The sequence below is a fragment of the Nonomuraea rubra genome (genome assembly GCF_014207985.1).
Classification (GTDB): Bacteria; Actinomycetota; Actinomycetes; order Streptosporangiales; family Streptosporangiaceae; genus Nonomuraea; species Nonomuraea rubra.
Genome location: NZ_JACHMI010000001.1, coordinates 11,725,864 through 11,745,959 on the forward strand (window position 1 = coordinate 11,725,864; position 20,096 = coordinate 11,745,959).

Annotated in this window: 21 protein-coding genes; 8 read left to right on the forward strand and 13 right to left on the reverse strand. The window is 70.6% G+C overall.

The window, feature by feature from the left end:
- Positions 1–6: 6 nt before the first annotated feature.
- Complete coding sequence (locus HD593_RS53660; protein ID WP_185110534.1) at positions 7–1,182, forward strand: FAD-dependent monooxygenase; 1,176 nt, start codon at positions 7–9, stop codon at positions 1,180–1,182.
- Here the strand turns inward: HD593_RS53660 and HD593_RS53665 are convergent.
- Entirely contained in the window at positions 1,163–2,254 is a 1,092-nt protein-coding gene (locus tag HD593_RS53665; protein WP_185110535.1) for an alpha/beta hydrolase family protein, read from the reverse strand. The genes HD593_RS53660 and HD593_RS53665 overlap by 20 nt on opposite strands.
- 109 nt (positions 2,255–2,363) lie before the next feature.
- Here HD593_RS53665 and HD593_RS53670 point away from each other — a divergent pair, with 109 nt between their 5' ends.
- Both HD593_RS53670 and HD593_RS53675 read left to right on the forward strand, forming a co-directional pair.
- Complete coding sequence (locus tag HD593_RS53670) at positions 2,364–3,578, forward strand: sensor histidine kinase (RefSeq protein ID WP_185110536.1); 1,215 nt, start codon at positions 2,364–2,366, stop codon at positions 3,576–3,578.
- 178 nt (positions 3,579–3,756) lie between these two features.
- Positions 3,757–4,404, forward strand: a complete 648-nt coding sequence (locus HD593_RS53675; protein WP_185110537.1) for a response regulator — start codon at positions 3,757–3,759, stop codon at positions 4,402–4,404.
- A 111-nt stretch (positions 4,405–4,515) separates the two neighbouring features.
- On the opposite strand, the gene HD593_RS53680 is transcribed toward HD593_RS53675, so the two are convergent.
- Genes HD593_RS53680 through HD593_RS53700 form a run of 5 tightly spaced genes read right to left on the reverse strand, consistent with a single transcriptional unit; the run spans position 4,516 to position 10,094 of the window.
- The gene (locus tag HD593_RS53680; RefSeq protein ID WP_185110538.1) at positions 4,516–5,523 is read right to left on the reverse strand and encodes an ABC transporter ATP-binding protein; all 1,008 of its coding nucleotides are present in this window, start codon (positions 5,521–5,523) and stop codon (positions 4,516–4,518) included.
- Entirely contained in the window at positions 5,520–6,494 is a 975-nt protein-coding gene (locus HD593_RS53685) for an ABC transporter ATP-binding protein (RefSeq protein WP_185110539.1), read from the reverse strand. The genes HD593_RS53680 and HD593_RS53685 overlap by 4 nt, the downstream gene beginning before the upstream one ends.
- Positions 6,491–7,372, reverse strand: coding sequence for an ABC transporter permease (locus tag HD593_RS53690; protein ID WP_185110540.1), 882 nt, complete (start codon positions 7,370–7,372; stop codon positions 6,491–6,493). The genes HD593_RS53685 and HD593_RS53690 overlap by 4 nt, the downstream gene beginning before the upstream one ends.
- The gene (locus HD593_RS53695; RefSeq protein WP_185110541.1) at positions 7,369–8,424 is read right to left on the reverse strand and encodes an ABC transporter permease; all 1,056 of its coding nucleotides are present in this window, start codon (positions 8,422–8,424) and stop codon (positions 7,369–7,371) included. The genes HD593_RS53690 and HD593_RS53695 overlap by 4 nt, the downstream gene beginning before the upstream one ends.
- Complete coding sequence (locus tag HD593_RS53700) at positions 8,421–10,094, reverse strand: ABC transporter substrate-binding protein (RefSeq protein ID WP_246547234.1); 1,674 nt, start codon at positions 10,092–10,094, stop codon at positions 8,421–8,423. Before HD593_RS53700 ends, HD593_RS53695 begins: the two co-directional genes overlap by 4 nt.
- Before the next feature lie 289 nt (positions 10,095–10,383).
- On the opposite strand from HD593_RS53700, the gene HD593_RS53705 reads away from it, so the two are divergent.
- Entirely contained in the window at positions 10,384–10,740 is a 357-nt protein-coding gene (locus tag HD593_RS53705; protein ID WP_221525405.1) for a ribosomal maturation YjgA family protein, read from the forward strand.
- On the opposite strand, the gene HD593_RS53710 is transcribed toward HD593_RS53705, so the two are convergent.
- Positions 10,696–11,529 carry a helix-turn-helix transcriptional regulator gene (locus tag HD593_RS53710; protein WP_185110543.1) on the reverse strand — a complete coding sequence of 278 codons (834 nt, stop codon included), beginning with the start codon at positions 11,527–11,529 and terminating at the stop codon, positions 10,696–10,698. The genes HD593_RS53705 and HD593_RS53710 overlap by 45 nt on opposite strands.
- Positions 11,530–11,631: 102 nt before the next feature.
- Here HD593_RS53710 and HD593_RS53715 point away from each other — a divergent pair, with 102 nt between their 5' ends.
- The gene (locus tag HD593_RS53715; protein ID WP_185110544.1) at positions 11,632–12,339 is read left to right on the forward strand and encodes an SDR family NAD(P)-dependent oxidoreductase; all 708 of its coding nucleotides are present in this window, start codon (positions 11,632–11,634) and stop codon (positions 12,337–12,339) included.
- Position 12,340: 1 nt separating this feature from the next.
- Here the strand turns inward: HD593_RS53715 and HD593_RS53720 are convergent, their stop codons facing one another.
- Positions 12,341–12,607, reverse strand: coding sequence for a heavy-metal-associated domain-containing protein (locus HD593_RS53720; RefSeq protein WP_185110545.1), 267 nt, complete (start codon positions 12,605–12,607; stop codon positions 12,341–12,343).
- A 116-nt stretch (positions 12,608–12,723) separates the two neighbouring features.
- Between HD593_RS53720 and HD593_RS53725 the strand changes: the two genes are divergently transcribed.
- Both HD593_RS53725 and HD593_RS53730 read left to right on the forward strand, forming a co-directional pair.
- Entirely contained in the window at positions 12,724–13,266 is a 543-nt protein-coding gene (locus HD593_RS53725) for a type 1 glutamine amidotransferase domain-containing protein (protein WP_185110546.1), read from the forward strand.
- A gap of 150 nt (positions 13,267–13,416) precedes the next feature.
- Positions 13,417–14,946, forward strand: a complete 1,530-nt coding sequence (locus HD593_RS53730) for an amino acid permease (protein WP_185110547.1) — start codon at positions 13,417–13,419, stop codon at positions 14,944–14,946.
- Positions 14,947–15,000: 54 nt separating this feature from the next.
- On the opposite strand, the gene HD593_RS53735 is transcribed toward HD593_RS53730, so the two are convergent.
- The gene (locus HD593_RS53735; protein ID WP_221525406.1) at positions 15,001–16,524 is read right to left on the reverse strand and encodes an alpha/beta fold hydrolase; all 1,524 of its coding nucleotides are present in this window, start codon (positions 16,522–16,524) and stop codon (positions 15,001–15,003) included.
- A 123-nt stretch (positions 16,525–16,647) separates the two neighbouring features.
- Positions 16,648–17,283: a lipoyl(octanoyl) transferase LipB gene (gene lipB / locus HD593_RS53740; protein ID WP_185110548.1), complete on the reverse strand. Its 636-nt coding sequence runs from the start codon at positions 17,281–17,283 to the stop codon at positions 16,648–16,650.
- Between the two features lie 210 nt (positions 17,284–17,493).
- On the opposite strand from lipB, the gene HD593_RS53745 reads away from it, so the two are divergent.
- Positions 17,494–18,324 carry a hypothetical protein gene (locus HD593_RS53745; protein WP_185110549.1) on the forward strand — a complete coding sequence of 277 codons (831 nt, stop codon included), beginning with the start codon at positions 17,494–17,496 and terminating at the stop codon, positions 18,322–18,324.
- Positions 18,325–18,357: 33 nt separating this feature from the next.
- Here HD593_RS53745 and HD593_RS53750 read toward each other — a convergent pair whose 3' ends face one another.
- The 3 genes from HD593_RS53750 to HD593_RS53760 all read right to left on the reverse strand — a co-directional run bounded on the left by HD593_RS53750 (position 18,358) and on the right by HD593_RS53760 (position 20,059).
- Entirely contained in the window at positions 18,358–18,552 is a 195-nt protein-coding gene (locus tag HD593_RS53750) for a PspC domain-containing protein (RefSeq protein ID WP_185110550.1), read from the reverse strand.
- Positions 18,553–18,617: 65 nt separating this feature from the next.
- Positions 18,618–19,133 carry an HAD domain-containing protein gene (locus tag HD593_RS53755; RefSeq protein WP_185110551.1) on the reverse strand — a complete coding sequence of 172 codons (516 nt, stop codon included), beginning with the start codon at positions 19,131–19,133 and terminating at the stop codon, positions 18,618–18,620.
- The gene (locus HD593_RS53760; RefSeq protein WP_185110552.1) at positions 19,130–20,059 is read right to left on the reverse strand and encodes an AraC family transcriptional regulator; all 930 of its coding nucleotides are present in this window, start codon (positions 20,057–20,059) and stop codon (positions 19,130–19,132) included. The genes HD593_RS53755 and HD593_RS53760 overlap by 4 nt, the downstream gene beginning before the upstream one ends.
- Between the last annotated feature and the right edge of the window lie 37 nt (positions 20,060–20,096).

Genomic DNA, 20,096 nt, shown 5'->3' on the forward strand with positions numbered 1-20,096 from the left:
ACGCTCATGACGAACATCCTCATCTCGGGCGCGAGCATCGCGGGCACGGCGACGGCGTACTGGCTGCGGCGGCACGGCTACACCGTGACCGTGGTCGAGCGGGCCCCCGCCATCCGCCCGGGCGGCTACAAGGTGGACGTGCGCGGTGCCGCGCTGACGGTGATCGAGCGCATGGGCCTGCTGGACGCGGTCCGCGCCAGGGGCACGGACATGCGCGTCGCCACCTACTACGACGCCGCCGGCCGCCCGCTGGCCGCCGTGGGCGCCGACCTGTTCGGCGGGCGTACGGGCGACGACGCCGAGATCATGCGCGGCGACCTCAACGAGCTGCTGTACGACCTGACCCGCGACGAGGTCGAGTACGTCTTCGGCGACTCGATCACCGGCATCGCCGAGGACGGCACCGTGACGTTCGAGCGCTCAGGGCCCCGCACGTTCGACCTGGTCGTCGGGGCCGACGGCGCCCACTCCAACGTCCGGCGGCTCGTCTTCGGCCCGGAGCGGGACTTCACCCGCGACCTCGGCCACTACGTCTCCATCTGCACCGTGCCGAACACGCTCGGCCTCGACCGCGAGGAGGCCGTGCACGCCGCCGCCGGCAGGACCGCGAACGTCTACAGCACCCGGCAGGACACGGCGGCCAAGGCCCTGTTCATGTGGTCGTCGCCGCCGCTGGACCACGACCACCGCGACGTCGCCGGGCAGAAGAAGCTGCTCGCGCGGGCCATGGACGGGGCCGGCTGGCAGGTGCCCGCGCTGCTGGAGGCGGTGCGCGACGCCGACGACTTCTACTTCGACTCGGTCGCCCAGATCCACCTGGACCGCTGGTCGAAAGGCCGGGCCGTGCTGGTGGGCGACGCGGGGTACTGCGCCTCGCCCGCCTCGGGGCAGGGCACCAGCCTGGCGCTCGTCGGCGCGTACGTGCTGGCGGGGGAGCTGGCCACGGGCGGCGGGACGGAGGGGTACGAGCGCGAGCTGCGGCCCTTCGTGGCGGCCAACCAGGCGCTGGGGCCCGCCAACCTCAAGGGCATGGTCATCGGGTCGCGGGCGGCGCTGTGGTTCCAGCTCACGATGATGCGGCTGCTCCCGCGCCTGCCCGGCAGGGACCTGATGATCGAGCGCATCACCGGCCCCATCTTCCGCGCCGCGAACGCGATCACGCTCAAGGATTATGCGCGGTGACCTCCGGATAGTCCTTGACCGGAGTGCGCTTGCCCAGCAGGTGCCGGTCGAGGAAGCCCGCCAGGTGAGCGCGGGTGATCTCCAGCGCCCGCGCGCCGTCGAGCTCCTGCGCCGGCAGCCCCAGCTGCGGCCTGAGCACCGCGTAGTCCACGAACGCCGAGTGGTCGGTGCCCTTCACCGTGATCCAGCGCTTCCAGCCCTTCAGGTTCGGCCACGCCTGCTTCCATGACTCGTCGGTGCCGTCCGGCGTGTGCGACTTGGTCGCCCCGATCAGCAGGAACGGCCGCTTGAGCGGCTCTTCCACCCGGAACGTGCCGTCCAGGTTCGCCCCGGCCTTGATCCGGCCGTCCGCGAGCATCGTCCGAGCGGCCGAGTAACCGCCGATCGAGTGCCCGACCATGGCGATCCGCGACCGGTCGATCCGCTTGCCCCAGCTCTTGCCCCAGCCGCCCTCGGTCAGCTCGTCGAGCACGAACCGCACGTCCTTCGCCCTGCTCGCGGCCACCTTCGCGCTGTCCTGCCCCTTCACGCAGGCCAGGCAGGTGGTGGTGCGGCCGTCGGGGAAGGTGGTGGCGACCGACTCGTACGTGTGCTCCACGGCCGCGACCAGGTATCCCCTGCTCGCGAAGTCCTCGGCCAGCGAGGTCAGGGTGGCGCGCGGGAAGCTGAACCCGGGGGACATGACGATCAGCGGCCGCCTGCCTCCCGCGGCGGGGGCGTCCAGGCGGGCGTGTGTCCTGACCTTGGTGAGGGCGTCCGGATCGACCTGGAAGTCCTTGAGCACCGCCGCCGACTCCTGCTCGGTCAGGTACGGCGCCGGCCGCCCGGCCGCCTTCTTCGCCGGATACCAGAGCGACACCAGCAGCTCCCGCCGGTCCGCCTCCGGGTTCCAGGGGTCGGGGCGGCTCCGGTCGACCAGGTGCAGCGTGGTCGTGCCGATGGGCTTCGAGCCGGTCGGCCCGGGCAGGGTGAGGCCCGCCGTGGCTCCGGCAGGCGCGGCCGCGTGCGCCTGGGCGGGGATGACGGAGAGGACGATGAACGACAGGGCTGCCGCGGCAGCGGTGCTTCGCATGGCGACCACGTTGCCGGAAGGGCGGGCGGGAGCGTCCTCGCCGATCGTCGATCGACACCCACTACTTTCGTCGTAAGGCCGTTCCCCGCCGCGCCCCTACGCTGTGACCATGCGGTTCGTACTGCTCGGCGCGGGGATCTTCGCGACGTCCCTGTTCGTGATGAGCGGGCAGATGGGGGTGCCGTCCGGCCTCCCGCTGCCCGTGCAGGTCGCGATCGCCGCGGTGGCGGGCGTGGCGGCCTGGCACGCGCGGCGGTCCTGGTGGCCGCTGGCCGCCGTCGGCGCCGTCACCTACGCCTGGCTCGTGGTGTGGCCGCCGCTGCTGGTCGCCTCCTACTTCGCGGGCCGCACGCTCGACAGGAGCCGCGGCATCGCCGCCTACATCGGCGCCTCCCTGGTCGTCTGCGCCGTCTCCGCGGTGATCGGCGAGGCCCGCGACGGGCTGCAGGAGCTGATGACCGCCAGCCTGGGCAACGCGCTGTTCATGGCGCTGGGCATGATCGGGCTGCCGCTGGCGGTGGGGATGTGGACGCGGGCCAGGGCCGAGGTGCTGGAGGCCGCCAGGGAGCGCGCGCAGCGACTCGAACGCGAGCAGGTCATGCGGGCCGAGCAGGCCAGGGCGCAGGAGCGCGCCCGGATCGCCAGGGAGATGCACGACGTCGTGGCCCACCGGGTGTCGCTGATCGTGCTGCACGCGGGGGCGCTGGAGGTGCGGGCCACCGACGAGGAGACGGCCGAGACCGCCGCCCTGATCGGCGGGATCGGCCGGGAGGCCCTGACCAACCTGCGCGACGTGCTCGGAGTGCTGCGCGCGCCCCGCGTCGATGCCCTCGACGCCCTCGATGCCCTTGACGGCCTCGATGCCCTTGAAGCCCGCTCCCCGTCGCAGCCCGATCATCGGCCGCGGCCCGCGCTGGGTGACCTCGACGCCGGCTACCGGCCGCAGCCGACGCTCGGGGACCTCGACCGGTTGCTCGACCAGTCCCGCGCCCTGGGCATCGCGGTGACCAGGCATGACGAGGGCGAGCCCCGGCCGGTGGAGGAGACGGTGGAGCGGACGGCGTACCGGGTGATCCAGGAGGCGCTCACCAACGTGCACAAGCACGCGGGGGGTGTGCCCACGGACGTGCTGCTGCGGTTCGGGGACGGCGAGCTGCAGGTGGAGGTGCGCAACCAGGCGCCGCACGCGCCGCCCGATGAGCTGCCCGGTGCGGGCTGGGGCCTGGTGGGGTTGCGCGAGCGGGTGGAGCTGCTCGGCGGCTCGCTGCGTACCAGTGCCGAGGAGAGCGGCGGCTTCCTCGTCAGCGCCAGGATCCCGGCTTGAGGCGCGCCCTCCCCGCCCGCCGCCGGCGACGGGACACCGGCATGAACGGGCCTCCCACGAGCGGCGCCACCGTAAACGACCGGAGCGGGCCCTCCGCCGCCGTAAACGACCAGAGCGGGCATTTCGCCGCCGTAGGTGACCGAAGCGGACCTCTCGCCGTGCGTGACGGGAGTTCGGCGTGATCAGGGTGCTCGTGGTGGACGACGAGGCGCTCGTACGGTCGGGGCTGCGGATGATCCTGGAGGCGGCGGGCGACATCTCGGTGATCGGCGAGGCGCGTGACGGTGCCGAGGCGGTCTCGGCGGTGGGGCGGTTGCGGCCCGAGGTGGTGCTGATGGACGTGCGGATGCCGGTCATGGACGGCCTGACCGCCGCCGGCCGCATCCTCCTGGACCCCCAGGCGCCCAAGGTGGTCATGCTGACGACCTTCGACGTGGACGAGTACGTGCACACGGCGCTGCGCCTGGGCGCCGTGGGCTTCCTGCTCAAGGACACCCCGCCGAGAGAGCTGGCCGCCGCCGTGCGCACGGTCGCCGACGGTCAGGCGATGCTCTCGCCGTCCGTGACCAAGCGGGTGATCGCGCAGTACGCCGACCGCGCCCCCTCGCGCGCCGAGGCCGCCCGCAGGCAGCTGGACGGGCTCACCGGCCGGGAGGGGGACGTGATCAGGGCGCTGGCCCGCGGCCTGTCCAACGCCGAGATCGGCCGCGAGCTGCGCCTGACGGAGGCCACGGTGAAGGCGCACGTCAGCCGGGTGCTGGCCAAGCTGGGCCTGGCCAACCGGGTCCAGGCCGCGATCCTGGTCCACGACGCCGACCTCCGCTGACCACCCCAGCGAGCACCCCAGCGAGCACCGACCCGCCCGGCCACACCGCCACACCCGGCCACACCGCCACGCTTGGCGAGGCGGCCGGCCGGGCGGGGGCGGGTCACCGGGTCAGTGGGCGGTCTTCTCCGCGTAGTAGCAGGCCGCCTGCGCCTCGGGCACGGCGGGCAGGATGTCCAGCAGCTCCGTACGGCACCGCCCGTCCACCCCCGCCTCGGCGGCCTTGCCGGAGGCGAGCACCTGGCAGCGGGCGTGGAAGCGGCACCCGCCCGGGATCCTGGTCGGGTCCGGCGGCTCACCGGTCAGCACCACCCGCTCCGGCGACTCGGGCAGCACCGACATCAGCGCCTGCGTATACGGATGCCGAGGCGCGGTCAGCACCTGTTCCACCGGCCCTGACTCGACGATCCGCCCCAGGTACATCACGGCCACCCGGTCGGCGATGTTCCAGGCCAGGCCCAGGTCGTGGGTGACGACCAGCGCCGACAGGCCCAGCTCGGCGCGCAGGCGCAGCAGCAGGGCCAGGATCTCACCGCGTACGGAGGCGTCGAGCGAGGCCACCGGCTCGTCGGCGATCAGCACCTTCGGGTTCAGCGCCAGCGCGCCCGCGATCACCACGCGCTGCCGCTGACCGCCCGACAGCTCGTGCGGGTACCGCAGGAAGAACCGGTCGGGCGGCCGCAGCCCGGCGTGCGACAGGGCCGTGGCCACGATGTCCTGCTCGTCGCGGAGTCCGTGGATGCGGGGGCCCTCGGCGACGGCCTCGTACACGGTGTGCCTGGGGTTGAGTGAGCCGGTCGGGTCCTGGAGGACGAGCTGCACCTGCCTGCGGTAGGCCTTGAGCGCCTTGGAGGTGTAGCTCAGCGGGTCGCCGTCGTAGCGGACCTCGCCCGAGGTGGGGCGTTCGAGGCCGAGGAGGGTGCGGGCGAGCGTGGTCTTGCCGCAGCCGGACTCGCCGACCAGGGCGACGATCTCGCCTGCGCCGATGGCCAGGTTCACGCCGTCCACGGCGCGGGCGCGGCGGCCTCTGGAGGAGAACTCGACGCGCAGGTCGCGCGCCTCCAGCAGGGTCGGCCGCGTGGTCGCCACCTCTTCGGCCGTGGTCTGCGTCTCGGTCATCCGACCTCCTCCGTCGCTCTGACGTGCACGCAGGCCGCCGTACGGCCCGGCCCGGCCGGCCACAGCTCGACGTCCAGCGAGGGGCACTCGTCCAGAGCCACCGGGCAGCGCGGGTGGAACGAGCAGCCGCTGGGCAGGTGCATGGGGTCGGGCGGGTCGCCGCCCAGCCCCTTGGGCGCCATCCGCGAGACCGGGTCGCCCACGGTCGGGAACGCGGCGGCCAGCGCCCGGCTGTAGGGGTGCCTGGCCTCGTGGAACACCTCGCCGGACGGGCCGTGCTCGACCACGCGGCCCGCGTACATGACGGCGAGCTGATCGCACACGTCGGCGAGCACGGAGAGGTCGTGCGAGATCATGATGAGCGAGATGCCCTGCTCGGCGACCAGCTCCTTGATCAGGGTGAGCACCTGCGCCTGCACCATCACGTCGAGCGCGGTGGTCGGCTCGTCGGCGATGATCAGCCGGGGCGAGCAGGCCAGCGCCATCGCGATCATCACGCGCTGCCGCTGCCCGCCGGACAGCTCGTGCGGGTAGCTGCGGCCCCGCCAGGCGGGCAGGCCGACCTGTTCGAGCAGCTCGGCGACGCGCTTGCGGGCGGCGTCCGGCTTGGCCAGGTTGTGTACGAGCAGCGGCTCGGCGATCTGCTCGCCGATGCGGCGCACGGGGTTGAGCCCGTGCTGGGCGCCCTGGAAGACGATCGACGCCTCGGCCCAGCGTACGGCCCGCAGCCGCCCCCACTTCATGGCCAGCACGTCGTCGCCGTCGAGCAGGATCCTGCCACCGACGCGCGCGTCCTTGGGCAGGAGCCGGAGCAGCGCCATGGCCAGCGTCGACTTGCCGGATCCGGACTCGCCGGCGACGCCGAGCGCCGCTCCGGAGTCCAGGGTCAGCGACACCCCCCGTACGGCGGGCACCTCGCCGGAGGCGATGCGGTAGGTCACCGACACGTCGTCGAGTTCGAGCAGGCTCATGCGGCCCTCCTCAGCCTGGGGTTGAGCACGGCCTCCAGCGCCCGCCCGACCAGCGTGAACGCCATGACGACGACGAGGATGGCCAGGCCGGGGATGAGGATGTACCACCACGCTCCCTGGGTGGCGGCGCCGAAGTCGTAGGAGGCGCGCAGCATGGTGCCCCACGAGGTCTTGTTGGAGCTGGCGCCGAGGAAGGCCAGCGTGGACTCGGTGACGATGGCGCTGGCGACCTCCAGCGTGGTGCTGGCGAGCAGCAGCGGCGCCACGTTCGGCAGCACGTGCCGGGTGGTGATGTGCCAGTGCCCGGCGCCGAGCGCCTTGGAGCGCTCGATGTACGGCCTGGCCTCGACGGCGAGCGTCTGCGCCCTGATCAGGCGGGCGGTGGACGGCCAGGTGGTGATGCCGATGGCCATGATGATCGTGAACGTGCTCCCGCCCAGGATGGCCGACAGCACCAGGGCCGTGACCAGCGAGGGCAGCACCAGGAACCAGTCGGTGATCCGCATGAGCGTGGCGCCCAGCCAGCCGCGGAAGTGCCCGGCGGCCACGCCGAAGACCAGGCCGATGACGATGCTGAGCAGCGCCGCGAGGAAGCCGATGAGCAACGACGTGCGCGAGCCCCACCAGACCATCAGCAGGATCGAGCGGCCCGACTCGTCGGTGCCGAACGGCTCGCTCAGGCTCGGCGCCGCCCACTTCTGGCCGACGCCCCTGACGACGCTGGTCACGTCCTCGCTGATGAACAGCGGCGCCACCAGCGCCAGCAGCACGGAGACGACGAGCACGACCAGGCCGATCACGCCGCCGCGGTGATGGCGGTACTCGGCCCAGAACCGGCTCAGCGCGAGCCGTCTGCGGGCCGTGGAGACACTGGTCACGCCGACCTCACCCTCGGGTCGAGTAGGTGGTAGACCACGTCGGCCAGCGTGTTCATGACGATCACGGCCACCGTGATCAGCAGGAAGGTCCCCTGCATGAGCGTGAAGTCGGGCACGCTGATCGCCTCGTAGAACAACTGCCCCAGCCCGGGCCAGGTGTAGATCGTCTCGACGGTGACCGCGCCGCCGACCACGAACCCGATGCGCATGAAGACCAGCGTCACCGTGGGCAGCAGGGCGTTGGGCACCGCGTGGCGGCGTCGCACGTCGTCGTCGCGCAGCCCCTTGGCGCGGGCGACGGTGACGTAGTCCTGGCTGACCTCCTCGATCAGCGACGAGCGCATGACGAGCAGGTACTGCGCGTAGACCACCGCCACCAGCGTGAGGCACGGCAGCACCATGTGCGAGGCCACGTCCAGCACGTACGCGAACCCGTCGGGAGCGTCCACGCTCTCGATGCCCCGGAACGGGAAGATGCCCGGGATCGGCCCGATGCCTACGCCGAACACCATCATGAGCAGCAGGCCGAGCCAGAACGTCGGCACCGACCACAGCAGCAGGGACGCGCCGGTGGACAGGCGGTCGAAGCGGCTGCCGTGCCGCCAGCCGGCCCGCGTGCCCTGCCAGATGCCGAGGCTGACCGCGATCACCAGGCCGGTGCCCGCGAGCAGCAGGGTCGGGCCGAGCCGCTCGCCGATGAGGTCGAGGACGGGCCGCTTGTACTCGTATGAGGTGCCGAGGTCGAGCCTGAGCGTGTCACCCACGAAGTCGATGAACTGGTCGAGCAGCGGCTTGTCGAGGCCGAGCCGCCGGCGTTCCATGTCGAGCTGGGTCGGCGTCATGTTGCGGCCCTGCGCCAGGTTGCGCACGGGGTCGCCGGGCAGCAGCCGGAACACGAAGAACGTGCCGACCAGCACCATGGCGATGCTGAACAGCGCCCCACCGGCCTTCGAAAGCGCGTACCGCAGCGCGCCTCGGTGGGTGGGGCGCTCGTCACCAGGGCCCGCCGCCTGGACGGCGGCGGGCTCTGCTGCTTCGAGCGGTGTCGTCATTCGCGCTCGTCTGCGGTGCTCTTGCGCCGCCTGGTCAGGAAGAAGGCCGCGGCCCCGACGACCACCACGGCGCCCACGATGCCGGCGATGAGGCCGGTGTTGGAGCCGCCGCCGGTGCTGCCGCCGGCGACCGCCGCGGCCTTGACGTCCACGGTGTAGAACGGCCAGTAGCCGCTGCCTCCGTACAGCAGACCCTTGTCCTCAGGGATGGGGGTGATGCTGGTGACCTTGTCCTTGCGGTAACCCTCCAGGTCGTTGGTGTAGTAGATCGCGATGATCGGAGCCTGGGTGTAGAGCCGCTCCTGCATCTGCTTGAGGAGGTCGATGCGCTTGGGGCGGTCGAGCTCCTTGAGCTGGTCCTGGTAGAGCTTCTCGAAGGTGTCGTCGCAGAAGAACGACTCGGTGCCGCCACCCTCGCCGCCCGGAGCCGGCCTGCGGCTGCACAGGTGGGTGGCCATGACCTCCTCGGGGTCGGGGTTGACCGACCAGCCGCTGATCGCGATGTCGAAGTTGCCGGTGACGCCGGTCTCCTCGGTAAACTTGCTGGACTCCAGCTTCACCGTGGTCAGCGTGATGCCGACCTCCTTGAAGAAGGCGGTCAGGTACTCGGCGAGCTTGTCCTCGATCGGCGTTTCCGTGTGGATCGTGAAGCGGAACTCCAGCTTGCGGTCGCCGTCGGGCATCGTGCGGACGCCGTCGGCGCCCTTCTTGTAGCCCGCGTCGTCGAGGATCTGGTTGGCCTTGGCGGGGTCGTAGGTGACCTTCGTGTCGCCCGTGGCCTCCCAGAAGAAGTCCTTGTACATCGGCGGCACGATGGAGCCGTCGGCGGGCTTGGCCAGGCCGTTCTGGACCTCGTCGACCAGCTTCTGCTTGTCGATGGCGTAGTGCAGCGCCTGGCGCACCTTGACGTCCTTCAGCGCCGGGTGACCGTCGCCGACCGCCTTGTCGTCGGTGGTGGTGGCGCCGTGGTTGACCTGCAGGTACGCCGCGCGGCGGCCCTGGGTGTTCCACGCCTCGATGTTCGGGTCGTTCTGGATGGCCTCGAACTCCTGCGGGGTCATCCGGCCGAGCAGGTCGATGTCACCCTTCTTCAGGCCGGCGATCGCGGCCTGCGGGTTGTCGTAGAAGATGACCTGCAGCTCGTCGATCTTGGGCTTGCCCCGCCAGTAGTTGGGGTTGGCCTGCAGCTTGACGTACTGGTCCTTCTTGTGCTCGACCGCGATGTACGGCCCGCTGCTCACGGTCGGGTACTTCTCGGCGTCGTAGTTCGCCATGTCCGTGACCGACTCCCAAGCGTGCTTGGGCATGATCGGGACCGGGTTCTCCAGCATGGACGCCTGCGGCGCCTTCAGCTTGATCGTCAGGTCCTGGCCGCTGGCGGTGACGCTCTCGAAGTTCTCCACCGCGGGACCGTTGGCGGTCTTGGCGGCCTCGTCGGTCATCATCTTGTTGAACGTCCAGGCCGCGTCGTCGGCCGTGACGGGCTTGCCGTCGGACCACTTGGCGGCGCGGATCTTGAACGTCCACGTGAGCCCGTCCTCGGACGTGGTCCACGACTCGGCCAGGTCGGGGCTGGGCTGCAGCGTCTTGGAGTCGGGCACCGTCAGGTAGCCGTACATCCAGCGGTGGATCGACGTCGAGACCAGGCGGACCGCGAGGAAGGGGTTCATCGAGTCCATGGCCTGCGTCGCGCCGACGCGAAAGACTTTCTTCCCCGCCGCCGGATCTTGGGCAAGGGCGGCCGTAGTGCCCTGACCGGCCACTAATAGCGCGACGCCCAGTGCAGCCAGGCGTGCGAACCATCTCCTCATGAGTGCCTCACCTTCAGGCAGGGGGGTTCCTGTGTAGAGAAAGGCACACCATACGGAGTCCGCATGTCAACGAGGTGCGGAAAATTGTTTCACCTTCGTTTCCTTTAGCGGTGTAAATTTTCAGCACCCTTGGCACTACCGTGAGCTGGTGCCCCGCCTGCCGACCGCCCTAACCTGCCTCGTGATCGTCGCCTGCGGCCTCGGCATCCGCGCGCTCTGGGACGGCCCCGTGCCGAAGTACGCCGGTGACGCCCTCTACACCGCGCTGATCTACGCCCTCCTCGTGCTCGCCGTGCCCAGGGTACGGCCGTGGGTGGCCGCGGCGGTGTCGGCCGGGCTGAGCTGGGCGATCGAGTTCCTGCAGCTCGGCGAGATCCCGGAGGTGCTGCGCCCGGTGCTGGGCAGCACGTTCAACCCGCCCGACCTGCTCTGGTACGCCGTAGGAGCCGCCCTCTGCTGGCTAGCCCACCATCGACTGCGTGCCGAGCACGCCGAGCAGGGCTAGCCGTTCGGCGTCCTCCGTGCCGGGCTCGGCCGTGTAGATCATGACGCGCAGGTTGCTGCCCGCCACGCTGAGGAGGTCGCAGTCCAGCGTCAGCGGCCCCACCTGCGGATGATCGATGATCTTCCGCCCGCCCTCCTGCCGCCCGACGGCCCCCGTGTCCCACAGCTCGGCAAACCGCTCGCTCCTGGCCCGCAGCTCCCCGATCAGCCGCCTGAGCTGCTGGTCGGCCGGATACTGCCCGGCGGTCGTACGCAGGTCTGCCACCATCATGGCCTCGAAGCGGCGCCGCTCCTCTGGCGTGTACCTGACCCGGCCGCCCGCCCCGGTGAAGTTGCGCCACACGCCGTTGCGCTCGTTGCCGCGCCATCCGGAGGGGTCGCCCATCAGCGCCGCGTACATGGGGTTGGCCAGCAGCAGCGTCCAGGCCGCGTCGTAGACGCCGACCGGCGTGCCGGACAGCCTGTCCAGCATCCGGTGCACGCTGGGCGGGATGAACGCGGGCACGGTGTCGGGGCACGGCGGCGCCAGGCCGGCCGTCCTGAACAGGTACGCCCGCTCGTCCGCCGACAGCCGCAGCGCCCGGGCCAGCGCCTCGACGACCTGCGGTGACGGGTTGGTGGCCCGGCCCTGTTCGAGCCGGGTGACGTAGTCGGCGGAGATCCCGGCCAGCAGCGCCAGCTCCTCGCGGCGCAGCCCGGCCGCGCGCCGGTGCCCGCCGGCGGCCAGCCCCACCGTCTCCGGCGTCACCCGGTCGCGCCAGCGCCGCACTGCCTGCCCGAACTCCCTCATACGTCCCAGTCTGCCCCGCCTGACCGGGATGTTCCTGGCACTGTCAGTCCCAGGAAAACCGGACGAATGGCTACTCCCGGAGCCCCGCCGCACGCTGGAGACATGACCACGACACTGATCACCGGAGCGAACAAGGGACTCGGCTTCGAGACCGCCCGCCGCCTCGTCGAGGCCGGCCACACCGTCTACCTCGGCAGCCGCGACGCCGGGCGCGGCCGGGAGGCCGCCGACCGGCTCGGCGCGCGGCTGGTCGTCCTCGACGTCACCGACGACGCCTCCGTGGCCGCCGCCGTGCGCGCCGTCGAGGCGGGCGGCGGGCTGGACGTACTGATCAACAACGCCGGCGTCGAGGGACGGACGGCGGACGGCGGCGTGATCGGCGCCGCGGAGGTGACGGCCGGTGACGTGCGGACCGTCTTCGAGACGAACGTCTTCGGCCTGGTCCGCGTCACGCACGCCTTCCTGCCCCTGCTGCTGCGCTCGGCCGCCCCCGTCATCGTGAACCTCAGCAGCGGCCTGGCCTCGCTCGCCAGGGTCGCCACCGAGGGCACCCCGACGTACGCGTACCCGGGGGTCGCCTACCCGGCTTCCAAAGCGGCGGTGAACATGATCACCGTGCAGTACGCGAAGGCGTTCCCCGCCATCCGCGTCAACGCCGTGGAGCCGGGCTTCACCAAGACGGACCTGAACCACAACACGGGCATCCAGACCGTCGAGGAGGGCGCCGAGATCATCGTGCGGATGGCCCAGGTCGCCCCAGACGGCCCCACCGGCGGCTACTTCGACGCCGCCGGTCCGCTGCCCTGGTGACCTAGTGGCAGCCGCCGCTGCCGCAGCACGACGACCCGCTCACCTGGGGCAGCAGCTCGACCTTGCCGGCCAGCTCGTAACCGGCCTCGGCCACCGCGGCGTCGATCAGCGCGGCGTCGACCGGCGCCGCGCTGGTCACCGTCACCGCCCCGGACGCCAGATCGACCTCGACCCCGCTCACACCGCTCACCTTGCCGACCTCCTCGGTCACGGCGCTCACGCAGTGGCCGCAGGTCATGCCCTCCACCTGGTACGTCGCGACAGTCATGGTCACACCCCTCACTCTCGTCTCTCCTGACACCCAATATACCCCCTAGGGGTAAAGAAGCATACATCCGGCGGCCATGGATAGAGGGGGTGAGAACAACAAGGGAGGGCAGTCACATGCTGGACGGCAAGACCATCGCCTTCCTGGTCGCTCCCGAGGGAGTCGAGCAGGTCGAGCTCACGGAACCGTGGAAGGCGGTCAAGCAGGCCGGTGGCACGCCCCGGCTCGTCTCGACCGCCTCCGGACAGGCTCAGGGGTTCAACCACCTGGACAAGGCGGACACCTTCGCCGTGGACGACACGGTGGACGACGTGGACGCGGCCTCCTTCGACGGCCTCGTCCTGCCAGGCGGCGTCGCGAACCCCGACTTCCTGCGTACGGTGCCGCAGGCCGTACGGTTCGTCCGGGCCTTCTTCGACTCGGGCAAACCGGTGGCCGCCATCTGCCACGCGCCGTGGACGCTGATCGAGGCGGACGTCGTACGCGGCCGGACCCTGACGTCCTGGCCCAGCCTGCAGACCGACCTGCGCAACGCCGGGGCGACCTGGGTGGACAAGGAGGTCGTGGTCTGCACGGAAGGCCCGAACACGCTGGTCACCAGCCGCAAGCCGGACGACCTCAAGGCGTTCTGCCAGGCGGCCACGGACGCCTTCTCCTGACCCCTGCGGTGGTCTCCTCCCGGCCGGCGGGGGAGACCACCATTCCGCCTGACGAGATCGAAACCCTCCTGTAACGCCTTGTCCCCTGGAAAGAAATGGTCTAGACGTAGACCAAAAGGAGCGTCCTCCGCGCCCCCCAGGGAGACCTCAATGACCACTGAAGAGGATTCCAGGCGACTGGCCGAGCTCGGCTACAAGCAGGAGCTGGCACGCACCTGGAGCGGATTCTCGAACTTCGCCATCTCCTTCTCGATCATCTCCATCCTCGCCGGCTGCTTCACGACCTTCGGACAAGCGTGGAACAACGGCGGCCCCATCGCCATCTCCTGGGGCTGGCCGCTGATCTCCCTGTTCATCCTGATCATCGGTTTCTGCATGTCGGAGCTGGTGTCGGCATATCCGACGGCGGGCGGCATCTACTGGTGGGCCGCCAAGCTGGGCAAGCCGATCCACGGCTGGCTCACCGGCTGGCTCAACCTCATCGGCCTCATCGCCGTCACCGCGTCGGTCGACTACGGCTGCGCCACGTTCCTCAACATCACCCTGAACCGCCTGACCGGCGGCGCCTGGGAGGGCACTCTCCCGCAGGCGTTCCTGCTCTTCGTGATCATCCTCGCGCTGCACGCGCTGATCAACATCTACAGCCACAAGCTGATCTCGCTGCTGCAGAACGTGAGCGTCTGGTGGCACGTGGCCGGCGCCGCGATCGTCGTCGCCATCCTGATCTTCGCCCCGGAGAGCCACCAGTCGGCCGACTTCGTCTTCTTCGGCACCAACAACAACTCGGGCTTCGGCGACGGCTCGGACGGGCTGCCCTTCTGGCTGTACGTGCTGCCGCTCGGCTTCCTGCTCACCCAGTACACGATCACCGGCTTCGACGCCTGCGCGCACGTGTCGGAGGAGACCCAGGGCGCGGCCAGGAGCGCGGCCCGCGGCCTGTGGCAGTCGATCTTCTACTCGGCCATCGGCGGCTGGATCCTGCTGCTGTCGTTCCTGTTCGCCGCCACGAACGTGGACGAGCTCAACAACCAGGCGGGGTTCGTCGGCGCCATCTTCGAGACCGCGCTGTCCTCCCCGCTCGCCACGGCCATCTTCGCGATCTCCACGATCGGCCAGTTCTTCTGCGGGATGAGCTGCGTGACCTCGATGTCCCGGATGACGTTCGCGTTCTCGCGCGACGGCGCCGTCCCCGGCTGGCGCCTGTGGTCGAAGGTGGACCGCAACCGCACCCCCGTCAACGCGATCATCGCCGGCTGCGTGGCCGCCGCCCTGATCACGCTGCCCGCCCTGTACGCCCCTCCCGGCCTGACCACGCCGGTCGCCTTCTACGCCGTCGTGTCCATCGCCGTCATCGGGCTCTACCTGGCATTCCTCATCCCGATCTGGCTGCGCCTGCGCATGGGCGACGCCTTCCAGCCCGGCCCGTGGACGCTCGGCAAGAAGTACAAGGCGCTGTGCTGGATCGCCTGCGTCGAGATCGTGATCGTCTCGATCTACTTCATCATGCCGTTCTCGCCGGCCGGCGTGCCCGGCAACGCCGACTTCACCTGGACGTCGGTCAACTACGCGCCGATCGCCGTCGGGGTGGTGCTGATCGGGATCGCGCTGTGGTGGGCCCTGTCGGCCCGCCACTGGTTCACGGGACCCCGCCGTACGGTCGACGAGGTCCCCATCTCATGAACGCTGCAGCGTGAAACCGGTGGGTACGGCGCGATGCCGTACCCACCGGACGGCCTACCAGGAGAGCTTGTCCGTCGGCCAGGCCGGCTTCGTGCTCTTGAGCTTGAGCGTCTCCGCAAGCGTGCCGACGGCGCAGCGCGTGCCGTGCGCGGGCACCTTCAGCGAGATCAAATACTCGTCGAAGATGTCCGTCTGGCACTTGTCCTTGCCGTAGATGCGGTGGCCCCAGCCCTCGTACGTGAGCAGCACCGCCTTGGAGCCGAGCTGGCGGGCGGCGTTGGCCGACCAGATCCACGGCGTGGCCGGGTCGTGCAGCGAGTTGCCGAGCAGCAGCGGGGCGTCGCCCGTGTACTTGAGCGCGTGCGGCGGGTTGGTGGTCGGGTAGTTCATGCAGATCGGCAGGTCGTCGATCGGGTACGGGTGGTACCGCGTGTCCGGCGCCAGCGTGCTGGACACCTTCATGAGCGCCGCGTACTCGGCGTAGCTGCGCACCTTGAGGTTGTAGTCCTGGCAGAGGATGGCGGTCGGCAGGTACGCCACGTCGCCCTCCACGGGGCCGCGGCCGGGCAGCGGGGGCACCCACTCCGGCTCCGGGCCGCCGTTCAGCCAGTTGATCGTCTGGCTCAGCGTCTGCCAGTCGGGCCCCTCGTTGCCCAGCGCGGCGTTGTAGATGACCTGCAGCTCGGTCATCTTCGTGCCGGTGCTCGGGTAGACGAGCTCGCCGCGCCGCGCCTTCTCCAGCAGGCCCTTCCAGATGGCCCGGATGTCCTGACCGTGCAGGACGCAGCTCGGGTCCTGCTCGCACCAGCCGACGAACTGGTCGAAGGCGTCCTCGACGGCGAGCGCCTCGGTGGACAGGAAGCCGGCGACGCCGAGGCTGTGGTCCATGTTGCTGTCGAGGCCGAGCGCGCGGACGCGGCCGGGGAACATCTCCGCGTACATCTGGCCGATCAGCGTGCCGTAGGAGATGCCGTAGTAGGTCAGCTTCTCCTCGCCGAGGGCGGCGCGCAGCGCGTCCAGGTCACGGGCCACGTCCTTGGAGTCGACGTGGTCGTACAGCGGGCCGGTGCGCTCGCGGCAGTCGGCGTGCAGCTTCTTGGTGAACGCGTTCCAGGCGTCGAAGTCGGCCTGGCTCTTCATGACGGTGTGCGGCATCTGGTTGTACACCGACGCCGAGCAGATCACCGGGTTGCTGCGCCCCACACCCCGAGGGTCGAACCCGACGATGTCGAACCGCTTCTGCAGCTCATCGGTGAACCAGGTGGCGCCGTACGCGGCCTCCACGCCGGAGCCGCCCGGACCGCCCGGGTTGATCACGAGCGAGCCGATGCGGGCGGCCGGGTCGGTGGCCTTGCGCCGGGCGACGGCGATGTCCACGGTCGGCCCGTCGGGCTGGGACCAGTCGATCGGGACGGTCAGCTTGCCGCACTCGGCGGTGGGCTCCTCCTCGCAGGGCGCCCAGGTGATCGTAGGTGCCGTCTCCGTCGTCTTCGTCGTCTCCGCGCTGGCGGGCGAGACGGACGACAGCGTCGCCATCGCCATTAAGGCGGCGGCGAGCAGGGAAAACCTTCTTCGCACAGTGCTCCAATCTTCAGTCGATCCCCCCGTCGGGGCGTGCGACCAAGATTGGATCATCGCCTAAGTTCAAGCATGAACGGGGAGAAATGACAAGATTTCCTCCCTGAGGATGACCTCCGCCGGTCAGGCCGCCTCGAACGCCTCGGCCACGACCGCGCGCACCTCGTCCATGGCGGTGGCGCCCAGCTCGCGCTTGAGCGAGGTCATGTCGACGTCGGGCATCCCGCAGGCCACGGCCCAGTTCCACGGCGTCAGGTCGCCGTCGACGTTGAGCGCGAACCCGTGGCTGGTGACGCCCCGGCTCTGCCGCATCCCGATCGAGATGATCTTCCGCCCGGTCTCGGCCGTCCAGACCCCGGTCAGCAGCTCGGAGCCCGGCGGCGTGTCGCGCCGCTCGGCCGGCAGCCCCAGCTTGCCCAGCGCCTCGACCAGCCTCAGCTCCACCTCGCGCACGTAGTCGACGATGCCCTCGCTCTCGTCCAGCTTGACGACGAGGTAGCCGACGAGCTGCCCGGGCCCGTGGTAGGTGAGCTGACCGCCGCGCCCGGTCTCGATGACGGGGATGCCGCGGGTGGGGTCGGGCAGGTGGGAGATCGGGGTGCGGCGCCCGATGGTGTAGACGGACGGGTGGCTCAGCAGCCAGAGCGTGTCCGGCCGCTCGTCCCTTTGGCGCTGCCCGACGAGGTCGGTCATGCGCTCCATCGCCTGGTCGTAATCGACGAGCTCATCCTGGATGAGCGTCAGCGGCCTTGCCCTCATGCTTCGAGGATATGCCGCTGTCCGCACGCACCGGCACGTACCCTTCCGGGGCTGAACCGGGCGGGGGCCCGATCCGTCTCAACCGGTGTGAAGCCACTCCATTGGGTCGCCATCGGCGCGTCGGCGGTCGCGGCGTGTGCCGTGGTCGCGGTGGTTCCGGGCCTCGCGGGAGAAAGGACTCCACCAGCACCTGGAGAGCGGGAACCAGCGGTGCCTGCCTCCTGCCCGCAGCAGTGGAACAGCGAGGAGATCGGCAACTGGGTTCCCGCCGCCTCCGGCATCGAGGGCGCGGCGGACTCGCTGGTGCCCGGCACTCCCGTCGACGCGCTGATCTGCGCCTACCCGGGAGAGAACACCGACCCGGGCGGCGAGAGGCTGGCCGGCTCGCGCACGTTGCCCGGCCAGGCCGGGGCGATGGCCCGCGACCTGGCCTACCTTCCGGTCGACACCGCGGGTGCCGAGCGCGGGTGCACGCTGATGGGCGGGCGGATGACGAACTACCTCGTGCGCTTCACCTATCCGGACGGCAGCGGCCTGTGGCTGGGCGGCGCGGAAGAGGTCAACTCCTGCGCCACGCTCACCAACGGCACGGTGACCAGCGACGTGTACGTCGGCCGCAGCCTCACCGCCGCCTACCGCACGGGAACCTGGCGCCTGGACCAGCCCGGCGACCCGTGCGAGCAGCCGCTCGGCCGGCGCGGCCAGAACGAGCGGATGGTGCCGGAAGGTGCCGTCAACGTGCTGGTCTGCAGAGCTCGGAGCAACCGGAAGGCGGATCCCCGCGCCGAACACGGGGCACGGGAGGCCGCCGAACTGGCGTCGGCACTGAACACGCTGGCCACCAGGCCGAGCACGAACGGCTGCCAGCAGGTCGGGCCCGTGACCGACACGTTCCGGCTGATCTTCCGGTACGAGGAGGGCCCGGCGGCCTGGGTGCACGTCATGCCGCACTGCCGCCCTTCGGTGAACAACGGGCTGTTGCAGGGCGAACCGGATGAGGCGCTCCTGGACCAGGTGGCGCGGCTCGCGCCGCCGGCGTAGGGGCGCGTCAGCGCCCCCTGCCGGGCCCCGGGGTCAGGCCGCCGTGCGGTAGCCCTTCGGCGCTTCCGGGACGAGGATCCACATCACGACGTAGACCACCCAGAGCGGCCCCGGGATGAGCGACAGCAGCAGCCAGAGGATTCGTACGAGGGTGGGCGGCAGGCCCATCTTGTCGGCGAGCCCGCCGCAGACGCCTGCGATGATCCGGTGCTCACGAGAGCGGTACATGCTGTTCCTCCGTGTGGTTTTCGCGACCTATCTGGAAAACGGACAGCGTGGCCGCAAGACTCCCGTCAGGAACCCTGAGAAAACCCTGTAAGGGTCAGCCATTCATGTGCCATGCCCAGATGTCGGCTGGTCAGTCCCTGCCTGGGATCCACGTGGACGAGCAGGAAGTCGGCCAGACCCTGATGGACCCTGAGATACTCCTCGTCCTCCGCCCACACCTGGTCGTCGAACCAGACGAACGGCCGCTGCCCCGCGTACGCCGCCACGTGCGGCGTCTTGAACATCTCCCCGTACTCGCTCGCGGGCGCGTCGGAGGAGGAGCCCATGGAGATGACGGGCAGCGACGGCAGGCCTATCCGGGGGGCGATCCAGTCGTTGGCGTGGTGTTCCCAGGTGGTGGCCCAGACCAGCTCGGAGCCGGTGACCACGGCGAGCTCCAGCAGGCGGCGGCCGTGGCGGGGGTTGAGGTGCACGGTGTAGACGTCGGTGCCGATCGTGCAGCGGTAGCGGCGGAAGTCGGGCGTGGGGCGGCCCATGGGGTTGAGCACGCCGTCCACGTCCAGCAGGAGCAGGGGCTTCACTTGGCCCCCGCTGCCGTCGCCGACCGGTATGCCTGCGGGCTGACGCCGCGCACCCGCTTGAAGGCCGCACTGAGCGCGAACGGGCTGCCGTACCCGACCTTCCTGGCCACCGAGCCGATCGTGGCGTCCGGCTCGCGCAGCAGGTCGGCGGCCAGGGCCAGGCGCCAGTCGGTGAGGAACGACATCGGCGGCTCGCCGACCAGCTCGGTGAAGCGCCTGGCCAGCGCCGCCCTGGAGACCCCCACTTCGGCGGCCAGCGCGGCCACCGTCCACGGGTGGGCCGGGTTGTTGTGCAGCAGGCGCATGGCCTTGCCGACCACCGGGTCGCTCATCGCGCGGTACCAGGCGGGCGCCTCGTTCGTGGCGAAGTGGGCTCGCAGGACGGCGATGAGCAGCAGGTCCAGCAGCCGGTCGAGGACCGCCTCCTGCCCCGGCTCGTCCTTGACGATCTCCGCGCCGAGCAGCGAGATGATCGGGCCGCCCGGCTGCACGATGAGCTGGGGCAGCGCTTCGAGCAGCCGCCTGCTGACCTCGCCCTCCAGGTTGTAGGTGCCGGTGAGCAGCACGGTGCCGCCGGCGGAGCTGTTGCCCCACGTACGCAGGCCCTGGTCGAGGGTCTGGTAGAGGACCTCGCCGTCGAGCGTGGTGCACTGCTGGCCGGGGTTGATGACGACCTGCGGCTTGGTGCCGGGGTGGTCGGCCACCGTGTACGGCTCCGGCCCCCGCGCGATGGCCACCTGCCCGGGCTCCAGCCGTACGGGCTCACCGTCGTCGAACAAGACCCACGACTCGCCCCGCACCTGTGCGATCACCGACAGCGGGGCCTCGTCCTGGATGCGCAGCGACCAGGGCGGTTCCAGGAGGGAGCGGAGCAGGAAGGCGCCGTGGGCTCTCGGGCCGTCGAGTAGCGCCGCGAGCTGGTCCATAGGCTAGACGATCGCATATGGGATTGCGCTTCTCAAC